Annotated in this window: 2 protein-coding genes; both read left to right on the forward strand. The window is 71.2% G+C overall.

Annotated features, from left to right (window positions below; all coding sequences use genetic code 11):
- The first annotated feature begins 38 nt into the window (after positions 1-38).
- Entirely contained in the window at positions 39-15248 is a 15210-nt protein-coding gene (locus tag ACIBK8_RS09795) for an SDR family NAD(P)-dependent oxidoreductase (RefSeq protein ID WP_399041171.1), read from the forward strand.
- The gene (locus ACIBK8_RS09800) at positions 15245-25522 is read left to right on the forward strand and encodes an SDR family NAD(P)-dependent oxidoreductase (RefSeq protein WP_399041228.1); all 10278 of its coding nucleotides are present in this window, start codon (positions 15245-15247) and stop codon (positions 25520-25522) included. Before ACIBK8_RS09795 ends, ACIBK8_RS09800 begins: the two co-directional genes overlap by 4 nt.
- Positions 25523-25534 lie beyond the last annotated feature (12 nt).

Below are 25534 nucleotides of genomic sequence, written 5' to 3' on the forward strand. Positions count from 1 at the left end.
ATTCACTGGAATCCGCTTCTTGCTGACGGGGTCGGGCTATGAATAACACGGCTGTTGTGGAGCACGGTGATTCCTCGCGGGCCGAGGAAGCGATAGCGATTGTCGGCGTATCCTGCCGATTCCCGCACGCTTCGTCGGCCCGGCAGTTCTGGGACCTGCTGCGCGGTGGCCGCCATTCGGTCACCGAGGTCCCCGAAGAACGCTGGAACGCCGAGGAGTTCTACGACCCCGACGCATCCGCCCCCGGCCGTATGAACTCCACATTCGGCTCGTTCCTGGACGGCGTCGACCTGTTCGACGCCGACTTCTTTCGCCTCTCACCCCGCGAGGCCACCTTCATGGACCCCCAGCAGCGGATCATGCTGGAACTCGGGTGGGAGGCACTGGAGGACGCCGGCGTCATAGCGGACACGGTGGCGGGAAGCCGGCTCGGCGTCTTCGTGGGCGCGATCTGGGACGACTACGCACGGCTGGTCAGGGGCGCGGCGACCGCGGACGGACACGGGGACGGTGCGCTGGGCGGCGGCGCCCAGCACGCCATGACCGGCATCCACCGCGGCGTCATCGCCAACCGCCTGTCCTACTTCCTCAGAGCACAAGGCCCCAGCCTGACGGTCGACACCGGCCAGTCGTCCTCCCTCGTCGCCGTCCACCTCGCCTGCGAGAGCCTGCGCAAGGGAGAGTCCGACCAGGCCATCGCCGGCGGCATCAACCTCACCCTCCTCGCCGAGAGTTCCGTCATCTCCGCCAAATGGGGCGGCCTCTCGCCCCACGGCCGCTGCTTCACCTTCGACGCCCGCGCCGACGGCTACGTCAGGGGCGAAGGCGGCGGAGCCGTGCTCCTCAAGCCGCTGTCCCGCGCGCTGGCCGACGGCGACCGCATCTACTGCGTGATCCGCGGCAGCGCCGTGAACAACGGCGCGGGCAGCAGCATGACCACCCCCAGCCCGCAGGCCCAGGAGTCCGTGCTGCGCGCCGCCTACGAACGGGCCGGGGTGGCACCGTCGGCCGTCCAGTACGTGGAGCTGCACGGCACCGGCACCAAGGTGGGCGACCCCGTGGAGGCCGAGGCACTGGGAGCGGCACTGGGCGCCGTGCCGGGGCGGCGCAACCCGCTGCGGGTCGGCTCGGTGAAGACCAACCTGGGCCATCTGGAAGGCGCCGCGGGAATCAGCGGCCTGCTCAAGACCGTACTCAGCCTGACCCACCGCGAACTGCCCGCCAGCCTCAACTACGAGACCCCGAACCCGCGCATCCCCCTCGACGAGCTGAACCTGACCGTGCAACGGGAGCCAGGGCCTTGGCCGCAGGGCGACGAGCCCCTGATCGCCGGCGTCAGCTCATTCGGCATGGGCGGTACCAACTGCCATGTCGTCCTGGCGGAGGCACCCGTGGCGGGGCGCACCGTCGCAGGAGAAAGAGGCGGGGAGCCCAGCGGTGACGTTGTCGCTCCGGTGGTGACGCCGTGGGTGGTGTCGGGCCGGTCGGCCGATGCCTTGCGGGGGCAGGCGGCGCGGCTGCGGGAGTTCGTCGCCGACGGTGACGTGAACGCCGGCGAGGCGAGCGCCATTGACGTGGGGTGGTCGTTGGCGTCGTCGCGGTCGGCGTTCGAGCACCGGGCGGTGGTGGTTGCGGAGAGGCGCGGCCAACTGCTCGACGGGCTGGATGTTCTGGCCTCGGGTGGCGTCACCGTGGGGCCTGGCGCGCCAGGCGCTTCTGGTGCTCCGGGTGTGGTGGCGGGGGCGGTGGTGCCCGGCCGACTGGGTGTCGTCTTCACCGGTCAGGGTGCCCAGCGGGCGGGGATGGGCCGGGAGTTGTATGAGGCGTTCCCGGTGTTCGCGTCGGCTTTCGATGAGGTGTGTGCGCATGTCGACCCGTTGCTGGGTGGGTCGTTGCGTGAGGTGGTGTGGTCGGGGGAGGGGCTCGATGGGACGGGGTTGACGCAGCCGGCGCTGTTTGCGGTGGAGGTGGCGCTTTACCGCCTGCTGGAGTCGTGGGGTGTCCGGCCGAGTGTGGTGGGCGGGCATTCGGTGGGGGAGATTGCTGCTGCGCATGTGGCGGGGGTGTTCTCGCTCGCGGATGCGGCACAACTGGTGGTGGCTCGGGGGCGGTTGATGCAGGCGTTGCCGTCGGGCGGCGCGATGCTGTCGGTGCTGGCTGCCGAGGATGAGGTGGTGCCGCTGCTGTCCGGTCGTGCGGACCGGGTGAGTGTGGCCGCGGTGAACGGGCCGCGTTCCGTGGTGATTTCGGGTGCGGGTGAGGCTGTCGCGGAGATCGGCGCGTTGCTCCGGGAGCAGGGCCGTAAGGTCAAGAAGCTGTCCGTCAGCCATGCGTTCCACTCACCGCTGATGGACCCGATGCTCGACGAATTCCGTGCCGTGGTGTCCGGACTCACCTTTGCGAAGCCGACGATCCCCATGGTTTCCGAACGGGTCACTTCGCCGGAATTCTGGGTCGAACATGTACGGCAGCCGGTGCGATTCGCGGATGCCGTGCGGGCGATGGAACGGGATGGCGTACGCACCTTCCTGGAAGTCGGCCCGGACGCCGTGCTCTCGGCGCTCATTCCGGACTGCTTGAACGACGCGGGCGAAGCCGCCGCGATACCGCTGCTGCGCCGGGACCGCGCCGAGCCGCTGTCCGCGGTCACCGCGCTGGCTCAGGCATATGTGCGGGGTGCGGATGCCGATTGGGGTGCCCTGTACCGGGGGTCGGGCGCCCGCCGTGTCGAATTGCCGACGTATGCCTTTCAGCGTGCGAGCTATTGGCTGACGGGGCCTGACCACAGCCCTGTTGCGGCCAATCCGCAGAGCGGAGTGGCTGCGGCCGAAGAGCCCAGCGCACGAAAGGGGTTGGCGGGCCGACTGGCGGGCCTTCCGGCCGACGAGCAGAAACGGGTGGTGGCCGAAGAGGTCTCCTCACACATCTCCGCGGTACTCGGATACCCCGGAACAAAGACAGTCGAGCTGCGGACGCCCTTCACCGACCTCGGATTCGACTCCATGGCCGCTGTCGAATTCCGGAACGCGCTGGCCGCGGCCACCGAACTCCGGCTGCCGAGCGGCCTGCTCTTCGACTACCCGACCCCACGGGAACTCGTCGCATACCTGCACGATGAAGTGCTCGGCGAAGCGGCGGAAGCTTCCGTACGGCCTGTTGCGGCTGCCCTCGACGAGCCGGTGGCGATCGTGGGAATGGCGTGCCGATTCCCTGGCGGGGTGTCATCGCCGGAAGACCTCTGGCAGGTCGTGACACAGGGCGATGACGTGCTGTCGGAGTTCCCGACCGACCGCGGATGGGAACTCGATTCCCTGTACGACCCGGACCCCGACGGCTCCGGAAAGAGCTATGTCACCCGGGGCGGATTCCTTTCCTCAGCGGGCGAATTCGATGCCGGCTTCTTCGGAATCTCACCCCGCGAGGCGCTGGCGATGGACCCGCAGCAGCGGCTGCTGCTGGAGACGGCATGGGAGGCGTACGAGCGGGCCGGCCTCGATCCCGTAGACCACAGGGGCACGGAAACCGGTGTCTTCATCGGCGCCACCGCCCAGGACTACGGCCCGCGCATGCACCAGGCCCCGGACAGCGTCGGAGGGCACGTACTGACGGGCGGAACCGCCAGCATCATGTCCGGGCGGATCGCCTATCAGCTGGGGCTGACCGGACCCGCGATGACGATCGACACGGCGTGCTCGTCGTCGCTGGTCGCGCTGCACATGGCCACGCAGGCGCTGCGGTCAGGCGAGTGCTCGATGGCGCTCGCCGGTGGCGCCACGGTGATGTCCAACCCCGGCATGTTCGTGGAGTTCAGCCGGCAGCGCGGGCTGTCCCCTGACGGCCGGTGCAAGGCGTTTTCGGCGGCTGCCGACGGGACCGGGTGGTCAGAGGGTGTGGGGATGCTGCTGGTGGAGCGGCTGTCGGATGCCCGGCGGAACGGTCATCGGGTGCTGGCGGTGGTGCGGGGTTCGGCGGTGAATCAGGACGGGGCGAGCAATGGTCTGACGGCGCCGAACGGTCCGTCTCAGCAGCGGGTGATTCGTCAGGCGTTGGCGAATGCGGGTGTGCCGGGTGCCGGTGTGGACGTGGTGGAGGCGCATGGCACGGGGACGCGTCTTGGCGATCCGATCGAGGCTGAGGCGTTGTTGGCGACGTACGGCCAGGAGCGGGATGCGGATCGGCCTTTGTGGCTGGGGTCGTTGAAGTCGAACATCGGGCATACGCAGGCCGCGGCTGGTGTGGCTGGTGTGATCAAGATGGTGATGGCGATGCGGGAGGGCGTGCTGCCGCGGACATTGCACGCCGATGAGCCCTCGCCGTACATCGACTGGTCATCCGGCGCGATGAAGCTGCTTCGGGAAGAGCACGAGTGGCCCGCGAACGAACCTCGCCCTCGGCGTGCGGCCGTGTCGTCCTTCGGCATCAGTGGGACGAATGCGCATGTGGTGTTGGAGCAGGCACCGGTGGAGCAGACGCCGGTGGAGCCGGATGCGGCCGGTGGTGACGCCGTTGTCCCGGTGGTGATGCCGTGGGTGGTGTCGGGCCGGTCGGCCGATGCCTTGCGGGGGCAGGCGGAGCGGCTTCGGGAGTTCGCCGCCGGTGATGTGAACGCTGACGACGTGAGCGCTGACGACGTGAGCGCTGTTGATGTGGGGTGGTCGTTGGCGTCGTCGCGTTCGGTGTTCGAGCATCGGGCGGTGGTGGTCGGGGAGGGGAGCGGGCAACTCCTCGATGGTATGGGTGCGTTGATAGCCCAGGACGGCGACGGCCCAGGTGTCGTGGTGGGGGCGGAGGTGCCCGGTCGGCTGGGCCTGCTCTTCACCGGTCAGGGCGCGCAGCGGGCGGGGATGGGAAGGGAGTTGTACGAGTCCTTCCCGGTGTTCGCCGCTGCCTTTGATGAGGTGTGTTCGTATCTCGACCCGTTGCTGGGTGGGTCGTTGCGTGAGGTGGTGTGGTCGGGTGAGGGGCTCCACGAGACGGGGTTGACGCAGCCGGCGCTGTTTGCGGTGGAGGTGTCGCTTTACCGCCTGCTGGAGTCGTGGGGTGTGCGGCCGGATGTGCTGGCCGGGCATTCGGTGGGGGAGATTGCTGCCGCGCATGTGGCGGGGGTGTTCTCGCTCGCGGATGCGGCTCAACTGGTGGTGGCGCGCGGCAAGTTGATGCAGGCGCTGCCGTCCGGCGGGGCGATGCTGTCGGTCCTGGCCACCGAGGACGAAATCCTGCCGCTGCTGTCCGGTCATGAGGGCCGGGTGAGCGTGGCCGCGGTGAACGGGCCGCGCTCCGTGGTGATTTCGGGTGCGGGTGAGGCCGTCGCGGAGATCGGCGCGTTGCTCCGGGAGCAGGGCCGTAAGGTCAAGAAGCTGTCCGTCAGCCATGCGTTCCATTCGCCGTTGATGGATCCGATGCTGGACGACTTCCGCTCGGCGATCAGCGGTCTGGAGTTCGCCGCTCCGGGCATGGCGATGGTGTCCGCGGTGACCGGCGCGTCCATGACCGACGAGATCGCTTCGCCGGACTATTGGGTCGAGCACGTACGCCGCCCGGTGCGGTTCGCCGATGCTGTACGCGAGATGGAGAGGGAAGGCGTACGGACGTTCCTGGAGGTCGGGCCGGACGGTGTCCTTTCGGCGCTCGTTCCCGACTGCGTCAGCGAGGCAGTCACGACAGCGGCGTTCCCCGTCCTGCGCCGGGATCGCGCCGAGCCGCAGTCGGCGGTGATGGCTCTGGCACAGGCTTGGGTGCGGGGAGCAGACGCCGACTGGGGTGCCCTGTACGAGGGTTCGGGCGCCCGTCGCATCGACCTGCCGACCTACGCGTTCCAGCGCGAGCGGTACTGGCTGTCGGCACCGGAAGGCGGGGCGTCGGCCGATGTGGCGTCGGCAGGGCTGAACGCCGCCGGGCATCCCTTGCTGGGTGCGGCTGTTGAGCTTGCGGACGGCCACGGTGTGATCCTCACCGGTCGTCTGTCGTTGCAGAGTCACCCGTGGCTGGCCGATCACGCCATCCTCGGCACGGTCCTGCTGCCCGGCACCGCCTTCGTCGAACTCGCCCTCCGTGCCGGTGATCAGGTCGGCTGTGACCGCATCGACGAACTGACCCTCACCGCGCCGCTGATCCTGCCGGACCAGGGCGCCGTCCAGCTCCAAGTCACCGTCTCGGACGCGGACGAAGAAGGACGGCGCGAGCTGGGCATTCACTCGCGGCCCGCGAGCAGGGCGTCGGCGGCGGACGGGGGTTCGGACCCGTCCTGGGTTCGGCATGCGCACGGCACGCTGGTGGCGTCACGGACCGATCACGATCAGTTCGACAGCGGTGCGGCGGATCTGTCCGTGTGGCCTCCGGCGGACGCGGTGGAGGTGGACACCGACGGGGTGTACGACCGGCTCGCGGCGGACGGTTACGACTACGGTCCGGCGTTCCGGGGGTTGCAGCGGGTGTGGCGGCGCGGCGAGGAGCTGTTCGCCGAGGTCGTTCTGGCTGATGAGCAGCGGTCCGACGCCGGTGAGTACGTGCTCCATCCCGCGCTCCTCGATGCCGCGCTGCACCCGTTGCTGCCCGGCCCGCGCGCCGTCGACGCGCACCGTACGACGGGCGAGGGCGGTGCGCAGCCCGACTCCCGGTCGCTGAGCCTGCCGTTCTCCTGGGCCGGGGTGAGCGTGTCCGCGGTCCTCGGCCCGGCCCTGCGCGTCCGGATCGCCCCGGTCGGCCAGGAGACTGTTGCGCTGACCGTTGCCGACGGCGCCGGCACGCAGGTCGCGGCCGTGGAGTCGTTGCTGTGGCGCGAGGTGTCCGCCGACGCGTTGCGTGACGCGGCTCGTGCGGAGGACGACACCTCGCTGTTCCGGGTGGAGTGGCAGAAGACCGAGCCGCAGGCGAGCTTGCCGCAGGGCACGCGGTACTTCCCTGACGTCGATTCCCTGACCGGCGCCATGCGCGGCGGTGACGAAGAGACCTGGCCGGAGACCGTCGCCGTGGAGCTTGCCGCGCCCTCCGCCGACGGCATCGGGCACGATGCCGGCGTGGCGGCGCTCGCCCTGACGCGGCGGACCCTCGAACTGGTCCAGTCATGGCTGTCCGACGAGCAGTTCGCCACCTCGCGGCTGGTGCTGCTCACGCGAGGCGCCGTTGATGTCGATAGCGTCGAGAACGCCGAGGGCGCGGGGGCGAGCGGCACCGCCGTCGACCCCGCTGTGGCCGGTGTGTGGGGGCTGCTGCGGACGGCACAGACCGAGCACCCCGACCGGTTCGTGCTGGTCGACGCGGACGCGCCCGCGAGCGAGGCGCTGCCCGCCGCCCTGGCCGCGGGCGAGCCGCAGGTCGCGGTGCGCGGCGGCGACGTACACGTACCCCGCCTGGTCCGGCTGCCGGCTTCCGCAGCGGGCTCCGGGCCCGCTTTCGACCCCGACGGCACGGTGCTGATCACGGGCGCGTCGGGACGGCTGGGAGGGCTGCTCGCCCACCACCTCGTCCGCGCGCACGGCGTACGTCATCTGCTGCTGCTCAGCCGCCGCGGAGCGGACGCGCCCGGAGCGCGTGGCCTGCGCGAGGAGCTGACCGCCATCGGATGTCAGGTCACGCTGGCCGCGTGCGACGCCGCCGACCGCGACCAACTGGCCGCAATCCTGGCCGAGTTGCCAGCCGGGCACCCGCTGACCGCCGTCGTGCACGCAGCAGGCGTACTGGACGACGGGATCATCAGCGCCCTGACGCCGGAACGCCTCGAAAAGGTACTGCGGCCCAAGATCACAGCCGCCTGGAACCTGCACGAGCTGACCCGGCGCACGCAGCTCTCCGCCTTCGTCCTCTACTCGTCGATCTCCGGTCTCATAGGCGCCGCGGGCCAGGGCAACTACGCGGCTGCCAACGCCTTCCTCGACGCCCTGGCCGCCCACCGCCGGGCCCAGGACCTGCCGGCGCTGTCCCTGGCCTGGGGGCTGTGGGAACAGAGCGGCGGAATGGCCGAAGGTCTCGGGCGCCAGGACATGGCGCGCATGGCCCGCACGGGTGTGGCGCCGCTCTCCGAACAGGACGGCCTGGCACTGTTCGACGCCGCCATCGACGCACCGACCGGCGAGCGGGACACCGCCCTGCTGGTGCCCATGCGCCTTGACACCGAGGCCCTGCGGACACGGGCGGATGCGGACGACGTCCCGCCGTTCCTCCGGAGCCTCGTGCCCGGCACCCGACCTCGACGTACCCGGCGTGAACAGCGGAAACGTGAGGCTGCCGGCTCGTCCCTCATCGAGCGTCTGGCAGCGCTGACGGAACCGGAGCAGCGGCGCACGCTGCGCGAACTGGTCCGCAACCAGGCGGTCGCCGTACTGGGACTCGGCGGAACAGCCGCGCTCCCCGCCGACCGCGCCTTCAAGGACGCTGGATTCGACTCCCTCACGTCGGTCGAACTGCGCAACCGGCTGAACACCGCGACGGGACTGACCCTCCCGGCGACGCTCCTCTTCGACTACCCGACCCCCGAGGCCATCGTCGGTCTGCTCATGGACCAGTACGTGGACACGCGCGCCCCGGACACCCCGGCCACGACCGCCGCACCGGCATCCGCGAGCCCCGCCACGGCCGACGAGCCCATCGCGATCGTCGGCATGGCCTGCCGCTACCCGGGCGGAGTGGCCTCCCCGGAAGACCTGTGGCGGCTGGTGGCGGACGGCACCGACGCGATCTCGACCTTCCCGACCGGCCGCGGCTGGGCCGATGACCTCTACGATCCGGACCCCGACCGTCCGGGCAAGAGCTACGTACGGGAGGGCGGCTTCCTCCACGAAGCGGGCGCGTTCGACCCCGCCTTCTTCGGCATCTCGCCGCGCGAGGCGCTGGCGATGGACCCCCAGCAGCGCCTGCTGCTGGAAACCGTCTGGGAGACCTTCGAGCAGGCAGGCATCGACCCGGCAACGGCCCAGGGCACCCGGACCGGAGTGTTCGCCGGGCTGATGTACCACGACTACGCCCCGCCCGTGCACCAGATGCCGGAGGAGCTGGAAGGCATTCTCCTCACGGGCAATACCGGAAGCGTCCTCTCCGGCCGCCTGGCGTACACCTTCGGCCTGGTGGGTCCTGCCGTGACGGTGGACACGGCGTGCTCGTCGTCGCTGGTGGCCCTGCATCTGGCGGCGCAGGCGCTGCGCTCGGGCGAGTGCTCGATGGCGCTCGCGGGCGGCGCGACGGTGATGTCCACGCCCGGCACGTTCGTGGAGTTCAGTCGGCAGCGTGGGCTGTCACCCGACGGCCGCTGCAAGTCCTTCTCCGCCGACGCCGACGGCACCGGCTGGGGAGAGGGCGTGGGCATGCTGCTCCTGGAGCGGCTGTCGGATGCCCGGCGGAACGGTCATCGGGTGCTGGCGGTGGTGCGTGGCTCGGCGGTGAATCAGGACGGGGCGAGCAATGGTCTGACGGCGCCGAACGGTCCGTCTCAGCAGCGGGTGATTCGTCAGGCGTTGGCGAATGCGGGTGTGCCGGGTGCCGGTGTGGACGTGGTGGAGGCGCACGGCACGGGGACGCGTCTTGGCGATCCGATCGAGGCTGAGGCGCTGTTGGCGACGTACGGCCAGGAGCGGGATGCGGATCGGCCTTTGTGGCTGGGGTCGTTGAAGTCGAACATCGGGCATACGCAGGCGGCGGCCGGTGTGGGGGGCGTCATCAAGATGGTGATGGCGATGCGGGAGGGGGTTCTTCCGCGGACGTTGCATGCGGATGAGCCGTCGCCGCATGTGGACTGGTCTTCGGGTGCGGTGGAGTTGTTGCGTGAGGCGCGTGGGTGGCCGGAGGCGGCGGATCGTCCGCGTCGGGCCGGTGTCTCGTCCTTCGGCATCAGCGGGACGAATGCCCATGTGGTGTTGGAGCAGGCCGCACCGGAAGAGGCGGAGGCCGGCGACGTGGCTCCGACCCCGACTCCGGCCTCGGCTCCGGCCGTGACGCCGTGGGTGGTGTCGGGCCGGTCGCCGGAGGCACTGCGGGGGCAGGCGGCGCGGCTTCGGGCGTACGTGGAGGAGAACGGTTCGCTTTCGGCCGCCAATGTGGGCTGGTCGCTGGCATCGTCGCGGTCGGTGTTCGAGCGACGTGCGGTGGTGCTGGGGTCGGGCCGCGACGAGCTGCTGTCGGGTCTGGAGGCGCTTGCCTCGGGTGCGGAGCAGGTGACCGATGCGGTGGGCGGTGCGCGCTCCGGGGTGGTGTTCGTCTTCCCGGGGCAGGGGACGCAGTGGACGGGAATGGCTGCCGAACTGCTCGCTGATTCCCCGGTGTTCGCGGAGTGGATGGGCCGGTGTGAGGTGGCTCTGGCGCCGTATGTCGACTGGTCGTTGGCTTCGGTCCTGCGGGAGGGTGCCGCGCTGGATCGGGTGGATGTGGTGCAGCCGGTGTCGTGGGCGGTGATGGTGTCGCTTGCAGAGTTGTGGCGTTCGCTGGGTGTGGTGCCGTCCGGTGTGGTGGGCCACTCGCAGGGTGAGATTGCTGCCGCCGTAGTGGCGGGCGCGCTGTCACTGGAAGACGGCGCCCGCGTCGTCGCGTTGCGTTCGCAGGTCATCGGACGCGAGCTGACGGGTCCGGGCGGTATGGCGTCCATCGCGTTGCCCGAGGCTCAGGTGCGTGAGCGGATCGGCGCGGACGACCAAGTAGGCATCGCCGCCGTCAACGGGCCGAATTCCACGGTGGTGTCGGGCGATGCGAAGGCCATCACCTCCCTCGTCGCCGCCTACGACGCCGAGGGCGTCCGGGCCCGTCTGATCCCCGTCGACTACGCCTCCCACTCCTTCCAAGTGGAGCGTATCGAGGGCGAGTTGGTGGCTTCACTGGCGTCGCTTGAGCCTCGTGCGTCCGAAGTTCCCTTCCATTCGACGGTCGAGGGCCGGCCGATCGATACGTCCTCGATGGATGCGGGGTACTGGTTCCGTAATCTGCGGCAGGAGGTTCGGTTCGGCGAAGTCGTCGAGTCGCTCATTGGGCAGGGGCATGACGCGTTCATCGAGGTCAGCGCGCATCCGGTGCTTACGTACGGCATCGAGGAGGCGGCCGAGGCGCTTGGCGCCGATGTGGTCGCGGTGCGGTCCCTGCGCCGAGGTCAAGGGGGTGCGGATCAGTTCCTGTCGTCGGTGGCCGAGGCGTGGGTGCGTGGTGTCGAGGTGGACTGGCGGCAGGTGTTCGCCGGGACCGGGGCCCGGCCGGTGGACCTGCCGACCTACGCCTTCCAGCGCGAGAACTTCTGGCTCGCCAGGGGCGCCGCCGCAGGCGATGTCAGCGCGGCCGGACTGCGCGCCGCTGACCACCCGTTGCTGGGCGCCGCGGTGGAGTTGGCCGACGGGTCCGGGGTGGTGCTGACGGGGCGGCTGTCGGTGGGCGCGTATCCGTGGCTGGCGGATCACACCGTGCTGGGCAGTGTGGTGGTGCCGGGCACGGCGTTGGTCGAGTTGGCGGTGCGTGGCGGGGATCAGGTGGGCTGTGCGGTGCTGGAGGAGCTGACGCTGGCCGCGCCGCTGGTTCTGCCCGAGCGGGAAAGCGTCCGGTTGCAGGTCGTCGTCGGTGACGAGGACGCGTCCGGGCGTCGTGCGGTGAACATCCACTCCCGCCCCGACGGCGACTCCGATGGCGCCCCTTCTTGGACGTGCCACGCCACCGGGCTGCTCGCGGTGGACGACGCCCCTCAGCCGCCCGCCCCCTCGGCTGCCTGGCCGCCGCCCGGTGCCGATGAGGTCGTGCTCGACGGTGCGTACGACCGGCTCGCCCGGCAGGGCTACGACTACGGGCCTGCCTTCCGGGGGCTGCGTCGTGTGTGGCGGAGCGCGGATGAGATCTTCGCCGAGGTCGAACTGCCGGAGGAACTGCGTTCTGACGCCAAGGCGTTCACCCTGCATCCGGCCCTCCTGGACGCCGCCCTGCACACGCTGCTGCCCGGCTTCTCCGACGAGGCCGAGCCGTCACGTACGGTTCTGCCCTTCGCCTGGGCGGGTGTGCGCCTGCACGCCTCCGGTGCGGCGTCGTTGCGGGTGCGGCTGTCCGTGTCCGCACCGGACAGCGGCGGTGGAGATGCGGACGCTGCCGCCACCACGTCGGTGTCCCTCGTGGCGATGGACCAGGCGGGCGCGCTGGTGGCGACGGCGGATGAGCTGACCCTGCGGCCGATGGCGCAGGGAGGGCGGCTCGCCGCGCGTACCGATGTCATGCATGACGCGCTGTACCACCTCGACTGGACGCCGCTTGCCGCCCGAGAGGCCGCTGAGGGGGGCGCGGGGGACGAACCCTGGTCCGTACTGGGAGCCGACCCCCTGCACCTCGCCGAAACGCTGACCCCGGCCGCACTGCTCCCCGTCCACGCGGACCTTGCCGCCTTGGCCCAGGCGATCGACTCCGACGGCAGCCCCGTACCCGGCACGGTCCTGCTGACCGTCGCCACGCCACCTGCCGACGCCGACGCAGGCGCAGGCGCAGGCGCCGATTCCGCTCCTGACGTCGGCATCGCGCAAGGCACACACGACGTGGCCCAACAGACCCTCGACACCGTCCAGTCCTGGCTGGCGGACGAGCGGTTCGGCTCCTCGCGGCTGGTCGTGGTGACGCGGAACGCCGTCGCCACTTCGGCGGGCGGTGGCGCCGACGGCCCGATCGACCTGCCGGCTTCCGCGGTCTGGGGTCTGGTGCGTACGGCGCAGACCGAGAACCCGGAGCGTTTCGCGCTCATCGACACCGACGGGCGGCCCGTCTCGACGGCAGCGCTGTCCGCGGCGATGGCGACGGACGAGCAGCAGATCGCGATCCGGAACGGACAGCTCCTGGCACCCCGGCTGTCACGGGGCACGGCCGGACAGGTCCTCGTGCCGCCTCCGGGGGCCCCGCAGTGGCGGCTGGTCCTGGAGGGGAAGGGGACGCTGGAGAACCTCGAAGCCGTCCCCTGCCCGGAGGTGAAGGAGCCGCTCGGACCGGGGCAGGTACGCATCGCCGTCCGCGCCGCGGGCCTGAACTTCCGGGACGTACTGATCGCTCTGGGCATGGTGCCCGAGCAGCATGCCCTGATGGGCGCGGAGGGCGCCGGCGTCGTGCTGGCGACCGGCCCCGGCGTCACCGGCCTGGCGCCGGGGGACAAGGTCATGGGCTACTTCGACGGCGCCTTCGGGCCGGTGGCGGTGGCCGACCGCAGACTGCTCGCCAAGATCCCCGAGGGATGGTCGTTCGCCCAGGCAGCCTCGGTGCCGGTGGTCTTCCTCACCGCCTACTACGGCCTGGTCGACCTGGGCCACGTACGCCCCGGCGACTCCGTACTCGTCCACGCGGCGGCCGGTGGCGTGGGCATCGCGGCGGTCCAACTGGCCCGCCATCTCGGGGCCGAGGTGTACGGGACGGCCAGCCCGGCCAAGTGGGACACACTGCGCTCGCTCGGTCTCGACGACGACCACATCGCCCATTCCCGGACCCTGGACTTCCACGACGAGTTCCTGGCCGCCACCGGCGGCGAGGGAGTGGACGTGGTGCTCAACTCCCTGGCGGACGAGCACATCGACGCGTCCCTGCGGCTGCTGTCCCCGGGCGGTCGCTTCCTGGAAATGGGCAAGACCGACATCCGCGATGCGGCGGAGGTCGAGGCGGCACACCCGGGGGTGAGCTACCAGGTCTACGACCTGACGGCGCTCGCCCGCACCGAACCGGACAGCGCGGGCGCGGTCCCCGAACGCCTCCAGGAAATCCTGACCGAGGTACTCGGCCTGTTCGAGCGTGGCGTGCTGCAACCGCTGCCCGTGACCACCTGGGATGTGCGCCGGGCACCCGAGGCGTTCCGTCACCTGTCCCAGGCCAAGGCCGTCGGGAAGCTCGTCCTGACCGTTCCCGCGCCCCTGGACCCCGAGGGCACGGTGCTCATCACCGGCGCGACGGGCGCCCTGGGAGCACTCACCGCCCGGCATCTGGTGACGGAGCACAAGGCGCGCAACCTCCTGCTCGTCAGCCGCAGCGGGCCCCGGGCCCCCGGCGCGGCGGCACTTGAGGACGAGCTGCGGGACCTCGGCGCCCGGGTCACCGTCGCCGCCTGCGACGTCGCCGACCGCGACGCCCTGGCCGCCCTGCTGGCCGCCGTACCGCCCGAGCACCCGCTCACCGCGGTCGTCCACACCGCCGGCGTACTCGACGACGGTGTGGTGGCCGCCCTGACCCCGAAGCAGCTGGACACGGTCCTGCGGCCCAAGGTGGACGCCGCCTGGAACCTCCACGAACTGACCCGGGACCTCGACCTGTCGGCCTTCGTCCTCTACTCCTCCTTCGCCGGACTCCTCGGCACGCCTGGCCAGGCCAACTACGCCGCGGCCAACGCCTTCCTGGACGCCCTCGCCGCCCACCGCAGGGCACAGGGCCTGGCCGCCACCTCCCTCGCCTGGGGGCTGTGGGCCGAGGCCAGCGGCATGACGGGACACCTCACCGACGCCGACCACCAGCGGATGGCCAGGAGCGGACTGCTGGCACTGTCCTCGCAGGACGGCATGGCGCTGTACGACGCCGCACAGCGCACCGGCGCAGCCGTCGTCGCCCCCACCCGGCTCGACACCGCGGCACTGCGGGCCCAGGGCGACACCGCCCCCGCCCTGCTCCGCGGCCTGGTCCGCGGCACGGGAGGCGGCGGGGAGCGCAGGACCCGGAGGGCGGCAGCCGCAGACACGAACGGGACCGGCGCTGCGCCGTCCCTCCAGCAGCGGCTACAGGGAATGCCGGAACGGGAACGGACACCGTTCCTCACGGACCTGGTCCTCGCCCAGGTGGCCACGGTCCTGGGGCACAGCAGCGCCGACAGCGTGGCAGGGGACCGCGCGTTCAAGGAACTCGGCTTCGACTCGCTCACCGCCGTCGAACTGCGCAACCGGCTGGGCGCCGCCACCGGACTCCGGCTGCCGACCGCGGTCGTCTTCGACCATCCGACGGCCGGCGAACTGGCCCAGTACCTGCGCGCGCAGTTCGTACTCGACGAGGTGTCCGCGGTGGAGCCCGTGCTGGCCGACATCGAACGGCTGAAGAGCACGCTGCGCGCGGCGGTCGCCTCCGACGACAGCGACGGCAACAGTGACGGCGACCGCGAACGGATGATCAACGGGCTGCGGGAACTGCTGGCCATCTGCGGCACCACCCACGGCGCCCGCAGCACCGGAACGACGGGGAACGGCGCCAACTCCGGCTCCGCGCACTCCACTTCCCGTTCCGGCACCGACGCACCCGACATCGATTCCGCCAGCGACGACGAGCTGTTCGCGCTGATCGACGAACTCGGCTGACCGCAACAGGCAACGTCAACTGGCAACACAGGGGGAAGCACGTGGCTGACGAGGCGAAACTCCGCGACTATCTCAAACGAGCCGTCGCCGACGCGCACGAAGCACGCAAATTGCTGCGCGAAGCGGAGAACAAGGCATACGAGCCGATCGCGATTGTCGGAATGGCCTGCCGCTTTCCGGGCGGGGTGCGCTCGCCGGAGGGACTGTGGCGGCTGGTGTCCGACGGCGTCGACGCGGTGTCGGGATTTCCGGCGGACCGCGGCTGGGACGTCGACGGCCTGTACGACCCCGACCCGGAGCACTCGGGCACGTCGTATGCGCGTGAGGGCGGATTCCTTTACGACGCGGGGGAGTTCGACGCCGGTTTCTTCGGCATCTCGCCGCGTGAGGCGCTGGCGATGGACCCGCAGCAGCGGCTGCTGCTGGAGACCTCCTGGGAGACCTTCGAACACGCGGGCATCGATCCGACGACCCTGCGCACCACCCCCACCGGCGTCTTCGTCGGAGCCACCGGCCAGGACTACGGCCCCCGCATGCACCACGCACCGAAGAACGTCGAAGGGCTGATGCTCACCGGCGGCACCGCCAGCGTCATGTCCGGGCGGATCGCCTACCACATCGGACTGGCAGGCCCGGCCGTCACGCTCGACACGGCGTGCTCGTCGTCGCTGGTGGCCCTGCACCTCGCCGCGCAGTCCCTGCGGTCAGGCGACTGCACCATGGCGCTCGTCGGCGGAGTGATGGTGATGTCAACTCCCGGCACGTTCGTGGAGTTCAGCCGGCAGCGCGGCCTGTCCGCCGACGGCCGGTGCAACTCCTTCGGCGCGGAAGCGGACGGCACCGGGTGGGGCGAAGGCATCGGCATGCTGCTCGTCGAGCGGCTGTCGGACGCCCACAGGAACGGGCACCGGGTACTGGCCGTGGTCCGGGGCTCCGCCGTGAACCAGGACGGCGCCAGCAACGGCCTGACCGCGCCGAACGGCCCCGCCCAGCAGCGGGTCATCCGCCAGGCCCTGGCGAACGCCGGGCTGACGGCCGCCGACGTGGACGCGGTCGAGGGACACGGCACGGGGACCAGGCTCGGCGACCCGATCGAGGCCGAGGCGCTGTTGGCGACCTACGGCCGGAACCGGGACGCGGACCGCCCGCTGTGGCTGGGCTCGGTCAAGTCGAACCTGGCCCACACGCAGCACGCCGCCGGCGTCGCCGGTGTGATCAAGATGGTGATGGCGATGCGGGCGGGTGTGCTGCCGCGGACATTGCACGCTGATGAGCCCTCGCCGCACGTGGACTGGTCGTCGGGCGCGGTGGAGCTGTTGCGGGAGGCGCGCGAGTGGCCGGAGGCGGCGGATCGTCCGCGCCGGGCCGGTGTCTCGTCCTTCGGCGTCAGCGGGACGAATGCGCATGTGGTGTTGGAGCAGGCGCCGGTGGCGGTGGAGCCGGATGAGGCCGGTGGTGACGCCGTTGTCCCGGTGGTGACGCCGTGGGTGGTGTCGGGACGTTCGGCGGCGGCGTTGCGAGGGCAGGCGGCGCGGCTTCGGGAGTCCGTCGCCGGCGGTGATGCGTCGGCGTGCGACGTCGGGTGGTCGTTGGCGTCGTCACGTTCGGTGTTCGAGCACCGGGCGGTGGTGATCGGGGAAGCGCGCGAGCAACTCATCGACGGCCTGGACGCGTTGACATCAGGCGACGGTGCCGACGGCGCCGCCCGTCCTGGTGTGGTGTCGGGGGCGGTGGCGCCTGGCCGTCTGGGTGTCCTCTTCACCGGCCAGGGTGCGCAACGGGCGGGGATGGGCCGGGAATTGTACGGGTCCTTCCCGGTGTTCGCGTCCGCCTTTGACGAGGTGTGTGGCCATCTCGACCCGTTGTTGGGTGGGGCGTCGTTGCGTGAGGCGGTCTGGTCGGGGGAGGGGCTTGACGAGACCGGCCTGACGCAGCCCGCCCTGTTCGCGGTGGAAGTGGCGCTGTTCCGGTTGGTGGAGTCGTGGGGTGTCCGGCCGAGTGTGGTGGGCGGGCATTCGGTGGGGGAGATCGCGGCTGCGCATGTGGCGGGGGTGTTCTCGCTCGCGGACGCCGCCCAACTGGTGGTGGCACGCGGCAGGTTGATGCAAGAGCTGCCGTCCGGCGGGGCGATGCTGTCGGTGCTGGCTGCCGAGGATGAGGTGGTGCCGCTGCTGTCCGGTCGTGCGGACCGGGTGAGTGTGGCCGCGGTGAACGGCCCTCGATCCGTCGTCATCTCGGGTGACGGAGCGGCCGTCGGGGAGATCGAGTCCCTGCTCCGGGCGCAGGGGCACAAGACGAAGCGGCTCACGGTCAGCCATGCGTTCCATTCGCCGCTGATGGATCCGATGCTGGACGATTTCCGCTCGGCGATCAGTGGTCTGGAGTTCGCCGCTCCGGGCATGGCGATGGTGTCCGCGGTGACCGGCGAGTCCGTGACCGACGAGATCGCTTCGCCGGATTATTGGGTCGAGCACGTACGCCGCCCGGTGCGGTTCGCCGATGCCGTGCGGGCGATGGAGAGCAAGGGCGTACGGACGTTCCTGGAGGTCGGGCCGGACGGTGTCCTCTCGGCCCTCGTTCCTGAGTGCGTCGGCGAACCCGGCTTGTCCGCAGCCGTTCCCGTACTGCGCCGGGACCGCCCCGAGCCGCAGTCGGCCGTAACCGCGCTGGCCCAGGTGTTCGTGCGCGGTGCGGACGCCGACTGGTCGTCGTTCTACACCGGCTCCCGGGCCCGTCGCGTGGATCTTCCGACGTACGCCTTCCAGCGCGAGCGGTACTGGCTGCTGCCGTCCACAGCGGACGAACCGACCGCAGAGCCTTGGCAGTACCAGGTGGTGTGGAAACCGCTGGGCGGCAGTGGGGCAATCGCCGCGACGAAGACGAAGGCAACGTGGGTGGTGTGCGTTCCCGAAGGGGCCGAGGAGGGCGACGCGGCCTCCGGGACCGTCGAGGCTCTGGACGCGCACGGGGTGCGTGGTGTCGTTGTGGGCGTCGACGGCGGCAGTCTCGATGCGGATGCGCTCACCCGGCGCGTCCGGCAACTCGGGAGCCGGGCGGCGGCGGACGGCGCGCCACTCGGTGGCGTGCTGTCCCTGCTCTCACAGGAGACCGGCTCGACCGGCCCGACCGGCCCGATCGGCTCGTCCGCCGCGACCGCCGCTTTGGCGCTCGCCGAGGCGGTCGAACGGGCCGAAGTGGCAGCGCCCGTGTGGTGCGTCACCACCGGAGCCGTCCCGGCCCAGCCGGAGGACCCCGCGGACCGGCCCGCGCAGGCCGCCCTCTGGGGGCTGGCACGCGTGCTCGCCTGGGAACGGTCACGGAGCTGGGGCGGCGTCGTGGACATGCCCGCCGTACCGCGACCGGACGACTGGGCGCGACTGGCCGCCGTGGTCACGGCCCCGGACGGCGGGGACGACCAGGTAGCGGTGCGGCCGACCGGCACCTATGTACGCCGGCTGGCCCCGGTGAACCGTGCGCTGCCGCACGGCCGCGAGGACACCACCGCGCAGGGCTGGGACGTCCGGGGAACGGTCCTCGTCACCGGCGGCACCGGCACGGCGGGGCAGGCGGTGGCACGGTGGCTGGCCGCCCAGGGCGCCCAGCACCTGCTGCTGACCGGCCGGGACGCCACCTCGGCGCCAGGCGTGTCGGAGCTGGTGAACGACCTCGGTGGCATCGAGGTCGGCGTCACGGTGGCGCCCTGCGACGAGGCCGACAGGGAAGCACTCGCCGCCGCCCTCGCCTCGGTGCCCGCGGCGCACCCGCTGACCGCCGTCGTCCACGCCGCAGGTCTTGACGACGGCGACGACGGGCACCGTGACCTCGCACCCCTGGCGGCGCAGCAGTGCGGGCCACTGCTCGACACCCACACAGCGGCGCTGTGGAACCTCCACGAACTCACCCGGAACACGGACCTCTCCGCCTTCGTCCTCTTCTCACCGGCCGAAACCCTGGTCGGAAGCCCGGGGCGGAGCGGCGCCGCGGCCGGACAGGCATGCGCCGACGCGCTGGCCCGGCACCGGCGAGCGCAAGGGCTGGCGGCCACATCGGTCACCTGGGGCCCGTGGACGACCACCGACCACACTGCCTCCACCGACGCCCAGGACCCCGCCGGCAGAAGCGACGGCCCGCACTCCTGGCCGCAGAGCCTTGCGCCCATCCCCGCCGACGCGGCCCTTTCCCTGCTGAGCGACCTGGTACGGCAACACCGCGCCTGCGTCACCGTCGCGCGAGTCGACTGGGAACGGGTACTCGCCTCGGGCCTCCCCCCGCGCGTCCGGCGGACCGTGGAAGACCTTCCCGCATTCCGCGCGGCACTCGACGCCGACCGCCCGGACGACGAGCAACCGGCCGACCACGACGGCTCCGCCGCGCTGCGCGCCCACATCGAGGGCCTGAGCGCCGCCGATCAGGAACGCCACCTGCGGGACCTCGTACGCACCGAGGTCGCCGCCGTACTCGGATACGCCGACCGGGAAGCGATCGACGGCCGGCAGGTCTTCAACGACCTGGGGCTCACCTCGCTCACCGCCGTCGAGGTACGCAATCGACTCCACGCGGCCACCGGGCTGCGCCTCCCGACATCCGCCGTCTTCGACTACCCGACCCCCGACGCCGTCGCCCGCCACCTGCGGGACGTACTCCTGAGCACGGACTCGCCGGAGGCCGTCACCGCAGGCGCGATCACCGACCCATCGGAACCGCTGGCGATCGTCGGTATGGCGTGCCGCTTCCCGGGCGGGGTGCGGTCGCCGGAGGGGCTGTGGCGGCTGGCCGTCGAAGGGGTCGACGCGGTGTCGGGATTTCCGGCGGACCGCGGCTGGGATGTCGACGGCCTGTACGACCCCGATCCGGCGAGTTCGGGGACGTCGTATGCGCGTGAGGGCGGATTCCTTTACGAGGCGGGGGAGTTCGACGCCGGATTCTTCGGCATCTCGCCGCGTGAGGCGCTGGCGATGGACCCGCAGCAGCGGCTGCTGCTGGAGACGTCCTGGGAGACCTTCGAACACGCCGGGATCGACCCGGAGACGGTACGCGGCACCCAGGTCGGCGTCTTCGCCGGAGGCAACGGCCAGGACTACGCCACGATGATGACCAGGGCGCCGAAGGACATCGACGGCTACCTCATGACCGGCAACGCCGCGAGCGTCGTCGCAGGCCGTATCGCCTACACCCTCGGCCTCGTCGGACCCGCGATGACGGTGGACACGGCGTGCTCGTCGTCGCTGGTCGCGCTGCATCTGGCGGGACAGTCGCTGCGCTCGGGCGAGTGCTCCATGGCCCTGGTCGGCGGAGTGACGGTGATGTCAACTCCCGGCACGTTCATCGAGTTCAGCCGCCAGCGCGGGCTGTCCCCTGACGGCCGGTGCAAGGCGTTTTCGGCCGACGCCGACGGGACCGGGTGGTCCGAGGGAGCGGGGATGCTCCTGGTGGAGCGGCTGTCGGATGCCCGGCGGAACGGGCACCGGGTGCTGGCGGTGGTGCGCGGCTCGGCCGTGAATCAGGACGGGGCGAGCAATGGTCTGACGGCGCCGAACGGCCCGTCGCAGCAGCGGGTGATCCGCCAGGCTCTGGCGGTTGCCGGACTCTCCACCGCCGATGTGGACGCGGTCGAGGCACACGGCACGGGCACCAGGCTCGGCGACCCGATCGAGGCCGAAGCGCTGCTGGCGACCTACGGCCAGGACCGGGACGCGGATCGCCCGTTGTGGCTGGGCTCGTTGAAGTCGAACATCGGACACACGCAGGCCGCCGCCGGTGTCGCAGGCGTGATCAAGATGGTGATGGCGATGCGGGAGGGTGTCCTGCCGCGGACGCTGCACGCCGATGAGCCCTCGCCGTACATCGACTGGTCCGCCGGCGCGGTGGAGCTGTTGCGCGAGGCACGGGACTGGCCGCAGACGGAACGGATGCGCCGCGCAGCGGTGTCCTCCTTCGGCGCGAGCGGCACGAATGCGCATGTGGTGTTGGAGCAGGCGCCGGTGGCGGTGGAGCCGGACGAGGCCGGTGCTGACGCCGTTGTCCCGGTGGTGGTGCCGTGGGTGGTGTCGGGCCGGTCGGCGGAGGCATTGCGCGGGCAGGCGGCACGGCTTCGGGACTTCGCCGCCGACGGTGACGCGTCGGCGGTGGACGTCGGGTGGTCGCTGGCATCGTCACGTTCGGCGTTCGAGCACCGGGCGGTGGTGGTAGCGGAGACGGACAGCCAACTCCTGGACAGCTTGGGTGAGTTGGCGTCAGGCCATGGCTCCGGCGGCCCTGGTGTGGTGTCCGGGGCGGTGGCGCAGGGCCGACTGGGTGTCGTCTTCACCGGTCAGGGTGCGCAGTGGGCGGGGATGGGCCGGGAGCTGTACGACTCCTTCCCGGTGTTCGCGTCAGCTTTCGACGAGGTGCGTGCGCATCTCGACCCGCTACTGGGCGGGTCGTTGCGCGAGGCGGTCTGGTCGGGGGAGGGGCTCGACGAGACGGGCCTGACGCAGCCGGCGCTGTTCGCGGTCGAGGTGTCGCTCTACCGATTGCTGGAGTCGTGGGGTGTGCGGCCGGATGTGCTGGCCGGGCATTCGGTGGGGGAGATCGCTGCTGCGCATGTGGCGGGGGTGTTCTCGCTCGCGGATGCGGCTCAACTGGTGGTGGCGCGCGGCAAGTTGATGCAGGCGCTGCCGCCCGGCGGGGCGATGGTGTCCGTCGAGGCGACCGAGGAAGAAGTCCTTCCCCTGCTGTCCGGTTGCGAGGACCGGGTGAGCATGGCCGCGATCAACGGGCCCCGGTCCGTCGTCCTCTCCGGGCAGGAGGCCACGGTCATCGAACTCGCGCAGACCTTTGAGGCCAAGGGACGCAAGTCCAAGCGGCTCACGGTCAGCCATGCGTTCCACTCGCCGCTGATGGACCCGATGCTGGACGACTTCCGCTCGGCGATCAGCGACGTCACGTTCGCCGCCCCGAGCGTGGCGATGGTGTCCGCGGTGACCGGCGATTCCGTCACCGACGAGATCGCGTCCCTCGACTACTGGGTGGAGCACGTGCGGCGGCCCGTGCGGTTCGCCGATGCCGTACGCGAGATGGAGAGCGAGGGCGTACGGACGTTCCTCGAAGTCGGGCCGGACGGTGTCCTTTCGGCGCTCGTTCCCGACTGCGTCAGTGATTCTTCGGGCTCGGTGGCGTTCCCCGTCCTGCGCCGGGGTCGTCCCGAGGCGCAGTCGGCGGTGATGGCTCTGGCGCAGGCTTGGGTGCGGGGTGCCGGCGTCGCTTGGGAGAAGTTCTACGCGGGTTCGGGTGCTCGTCGCGTCGACCTGCCGACCTACGCGTTCCAGCGCGAGCGGTATTGGCTGTCGGCGTCGGAAGGCGGGGCGTCGGCGGATGTGGCGTCGGCGGGTCTGAGCGCGGCCGGTCACCCGCTGCTGGGCGCGGCTGTTGAGTTCGCGGACGGCGACGGTGTGATCCTCACCGGGCGCCTGTCGTTGCAGAGCCACCCGTGGCTGGCCGATCACGCCATCCTCGGCACAGTCCTGCTGCCCGGCACCGCCTTCGTCGAACTCGCCCTCCGCGCCGGTGATCAGGTCGGCTATGACCGCATCGACGAACTGACCCTCACCGCGCCGCTGATCCTGCCGGACCAGGGCGCCGTCCAGCTCCAAGTCACCGTCTCGGATGCGGACGAGGAAGGACGGCGGGAGTTCGGTGTCCATGCGCGGTCCGACGGCGGGGACGACGCCGGATCCCCGTGGACCCAGCACGCCACGGGCACGCTCGCGAACGGTCCCCTTGCCGCCGGTCCGCAGAGCGTTCCGGTGTCCGAGTGGCCGCCTCCCGGCGCCGTCGAAACGGATCAGGGAACCACCGGCGTCTACGCATCGCTCGGCGAGCAGGGATACGCGTACGGCCCGGCGTTCCAGGGCCTGCGCCGGGTCTGGCGCCTCGGCGACGACGTCTTCGCCGAGGTGGTCCTGCCCGACGAGGGGAACGGCCGCGGGAACGGACAGACCGGTGAGGACGCGGGGTACGCCCTGCACCCGGCCCTTCTGGACGCGACCCTGCACGCCCCCATGCTGACCGCACTGGAGGACGCCGCGGCTCCCGCCCTGCCGTTCTCCTGGAGCGGCGTACGGCTCCACGCGACGGGCGCCACCGCGCTCCGCGTCCGGTTCCACCGCACGGGGGCGGACACCGTGTCGGTGACGGCCATCGACAGCGCGGGCGCGCCGGTGTTCACGGCGGATTCGCTGCGGTGGCGCGAGGTGTCGGCCGACGCCCTGCGCAGCGTACGCACCGCATATCACGACGCGCTGTTCCAGGTCGACTGGACGGCGCCGGCCCAACTGCCGGACAGCGCCGACGCCGCCGCGCTCATGGACGACCCGCAGGCATGGGCTCTCCTGGGCTCCGACGCACCGGGACCGGCCGAACGGCTCGGTGGCACGCCGTACTCGTACGCGGACGTCGGCGCGCTGCTGGCGGCGGTGGATGCCGGTGCGCCGATGCCGGCCATTGTTCTCGCACCGCTGCCCGCGGCTTCCGGAACGCCTGGGACGGGGCGGCAGCTGATCGACGAGGTGCGTGCCCTGAGCCACCACGCGTTGCGGCTCGCGCAGGAATGGCTCGCCGACGAGCGGCTCGACGCGACCCGTCTGGTCGTCCTCACCCGTGGCGGCGTCGGGCTCGGCGCCACCGACCCCGCCGACCTCGCCCTCTCATCCGCCCTGGCGCTCTTGCGGTCGGCCCAGACCGAGCACCCGGGCCGGATCGTCCTGGTGGACCTGGACGAGGAGGACGCGTCGTGGCAGGCGCTGCCCGCCGCGATGAGCGCGGGCGAGCCACAAGTGGCGCTGCGCGCGGGGGAGTTCCTTGTTCCCCGGCTGGCCCGTGTGGCGGTGGACGACGAGACTCCGGCAGCCGCATTCCTGCCCGTCCCCGCCTCCGAAGCCGCATCCCTGCCTGCTCACGCCGCAGGAACCGTTCTGATCACCGGTGCCACCGGCGTACTCGGCGGACTGCTGGCCCGGCATCTGGTGACGGCGCACGGCGTGCGGCGCCTGCTGCTGGTCAGCCGCCGGGGACCGAAGGCGACCGGAGCGGAGGAACTGCGGGCGGAGCTGACCGCGCTCGGCGCCGAGGTCGTGGTCGCCGCCTGCGACATCGGCGACCGTACGGCCGTCGCGGAACTGCTGGCCGGCATCCTGCCGCAGCATCCGCTGACCGCGGTCGTCCATGCCGCGGGGGTGGCCGATGACGGCGTCGTCGGCTCGCTGACACCGGAGCGGATCGACGGCGTACTGGAGCCCAAAGCGGCCGGCGCCTGGCATCTGCACGAACTGACCCGGGACCACGACCTGTCGGCGTTCGTGCTGTTCTCCTCGGCCGCCGCCGTGTTCGGCGCCCCCGGCCAGGCGAACTACGCCGCCGCCAACGCCTTCCTGGACGAACTGGCTCACCACCGCCACGCCCAGGGGCTGCCGGTGACCACCCTCTCGTGGGGGCTCTGGGCGCAGAGCAGCGGCATCACAGGGCACCTCGCCCAGGCGGACCTCCAGCGCATGGCACGCGCCGGTCTGGTGCCGCTGACCACGGGGGAAGGACTGTCGCTGTTCGACACCGCGCTCGCGGCGGGGCGGCCCTGGACCCTGCCCGTACGCCTCGACCTCAAGGCGCTGCGCACACAGGGCGATGCGCTCCCGCCGGTACTGCGCGGCCTGGTGCGGACCACGGCCCGGCGCGGCGCCGCCTCAGGACCGACCGCGGATCCCGGCTCACTGACGCAACAGCTGACCGGGCTCACGGTGGAAGGACAGGAACGCGTCCTCACGGAGCTGGTGTGCGGCCAGGCGGCGACGGTGCTCGGACACAGCGACCAGGGAGCCGTCGACCGCGACCGGGCCTTCAAGGAACTCGGCTTCGACTCGCTCACCGCCGTCGACTTCCGCAACCGCCTCACGACGGTCACCGGAATGCGGCTCCCGGCCAGCCTGATATTCGACTATCCGACGCCGCAGGCACTCGCCGATTACCTGAAGGAAGAACTCGTCGATTCGGGCGTATCGCCGGAGAAATACGTGCTCGACCACATCGAGCAGCTGGAATCCGCACTGGCGGCGGTCCAGTTGGACGACATCGCCCGCGCGCAGACAAAGGTGCGTCTGAACGGCCTCCTGTCGCGGTGGGACGAGAAGAGCCAGGAAGCGGTGACGACACAGGTGGTGGACGTCACCGAAGGACTTCAGTCCGCATCGGCCGAGGAAATCTACGACTTTCTCGGCAAGGAATTCGGCATCGCCCTCGACTGACCGAGCGGCGGG

This window comes from Streptomyces sp. NPDC050161, assembly GCF_044460025.1.
In the GTDB taxonomy this organism is placed as follows: Bacteria; Actinomycetota; Actinomycetes; order Streptomycetales; family Streptomycetaceae; genus Streptomyces.

Coding starts and splice junctions, on each gene's coding strand:
- ACIBK8_RS09795 (WP_399041171.1), top strand. CDS start 39: ATGAATAACACGGCTGTTGTGGAGCACGGTGATTCCTCGCGGGCCGAG.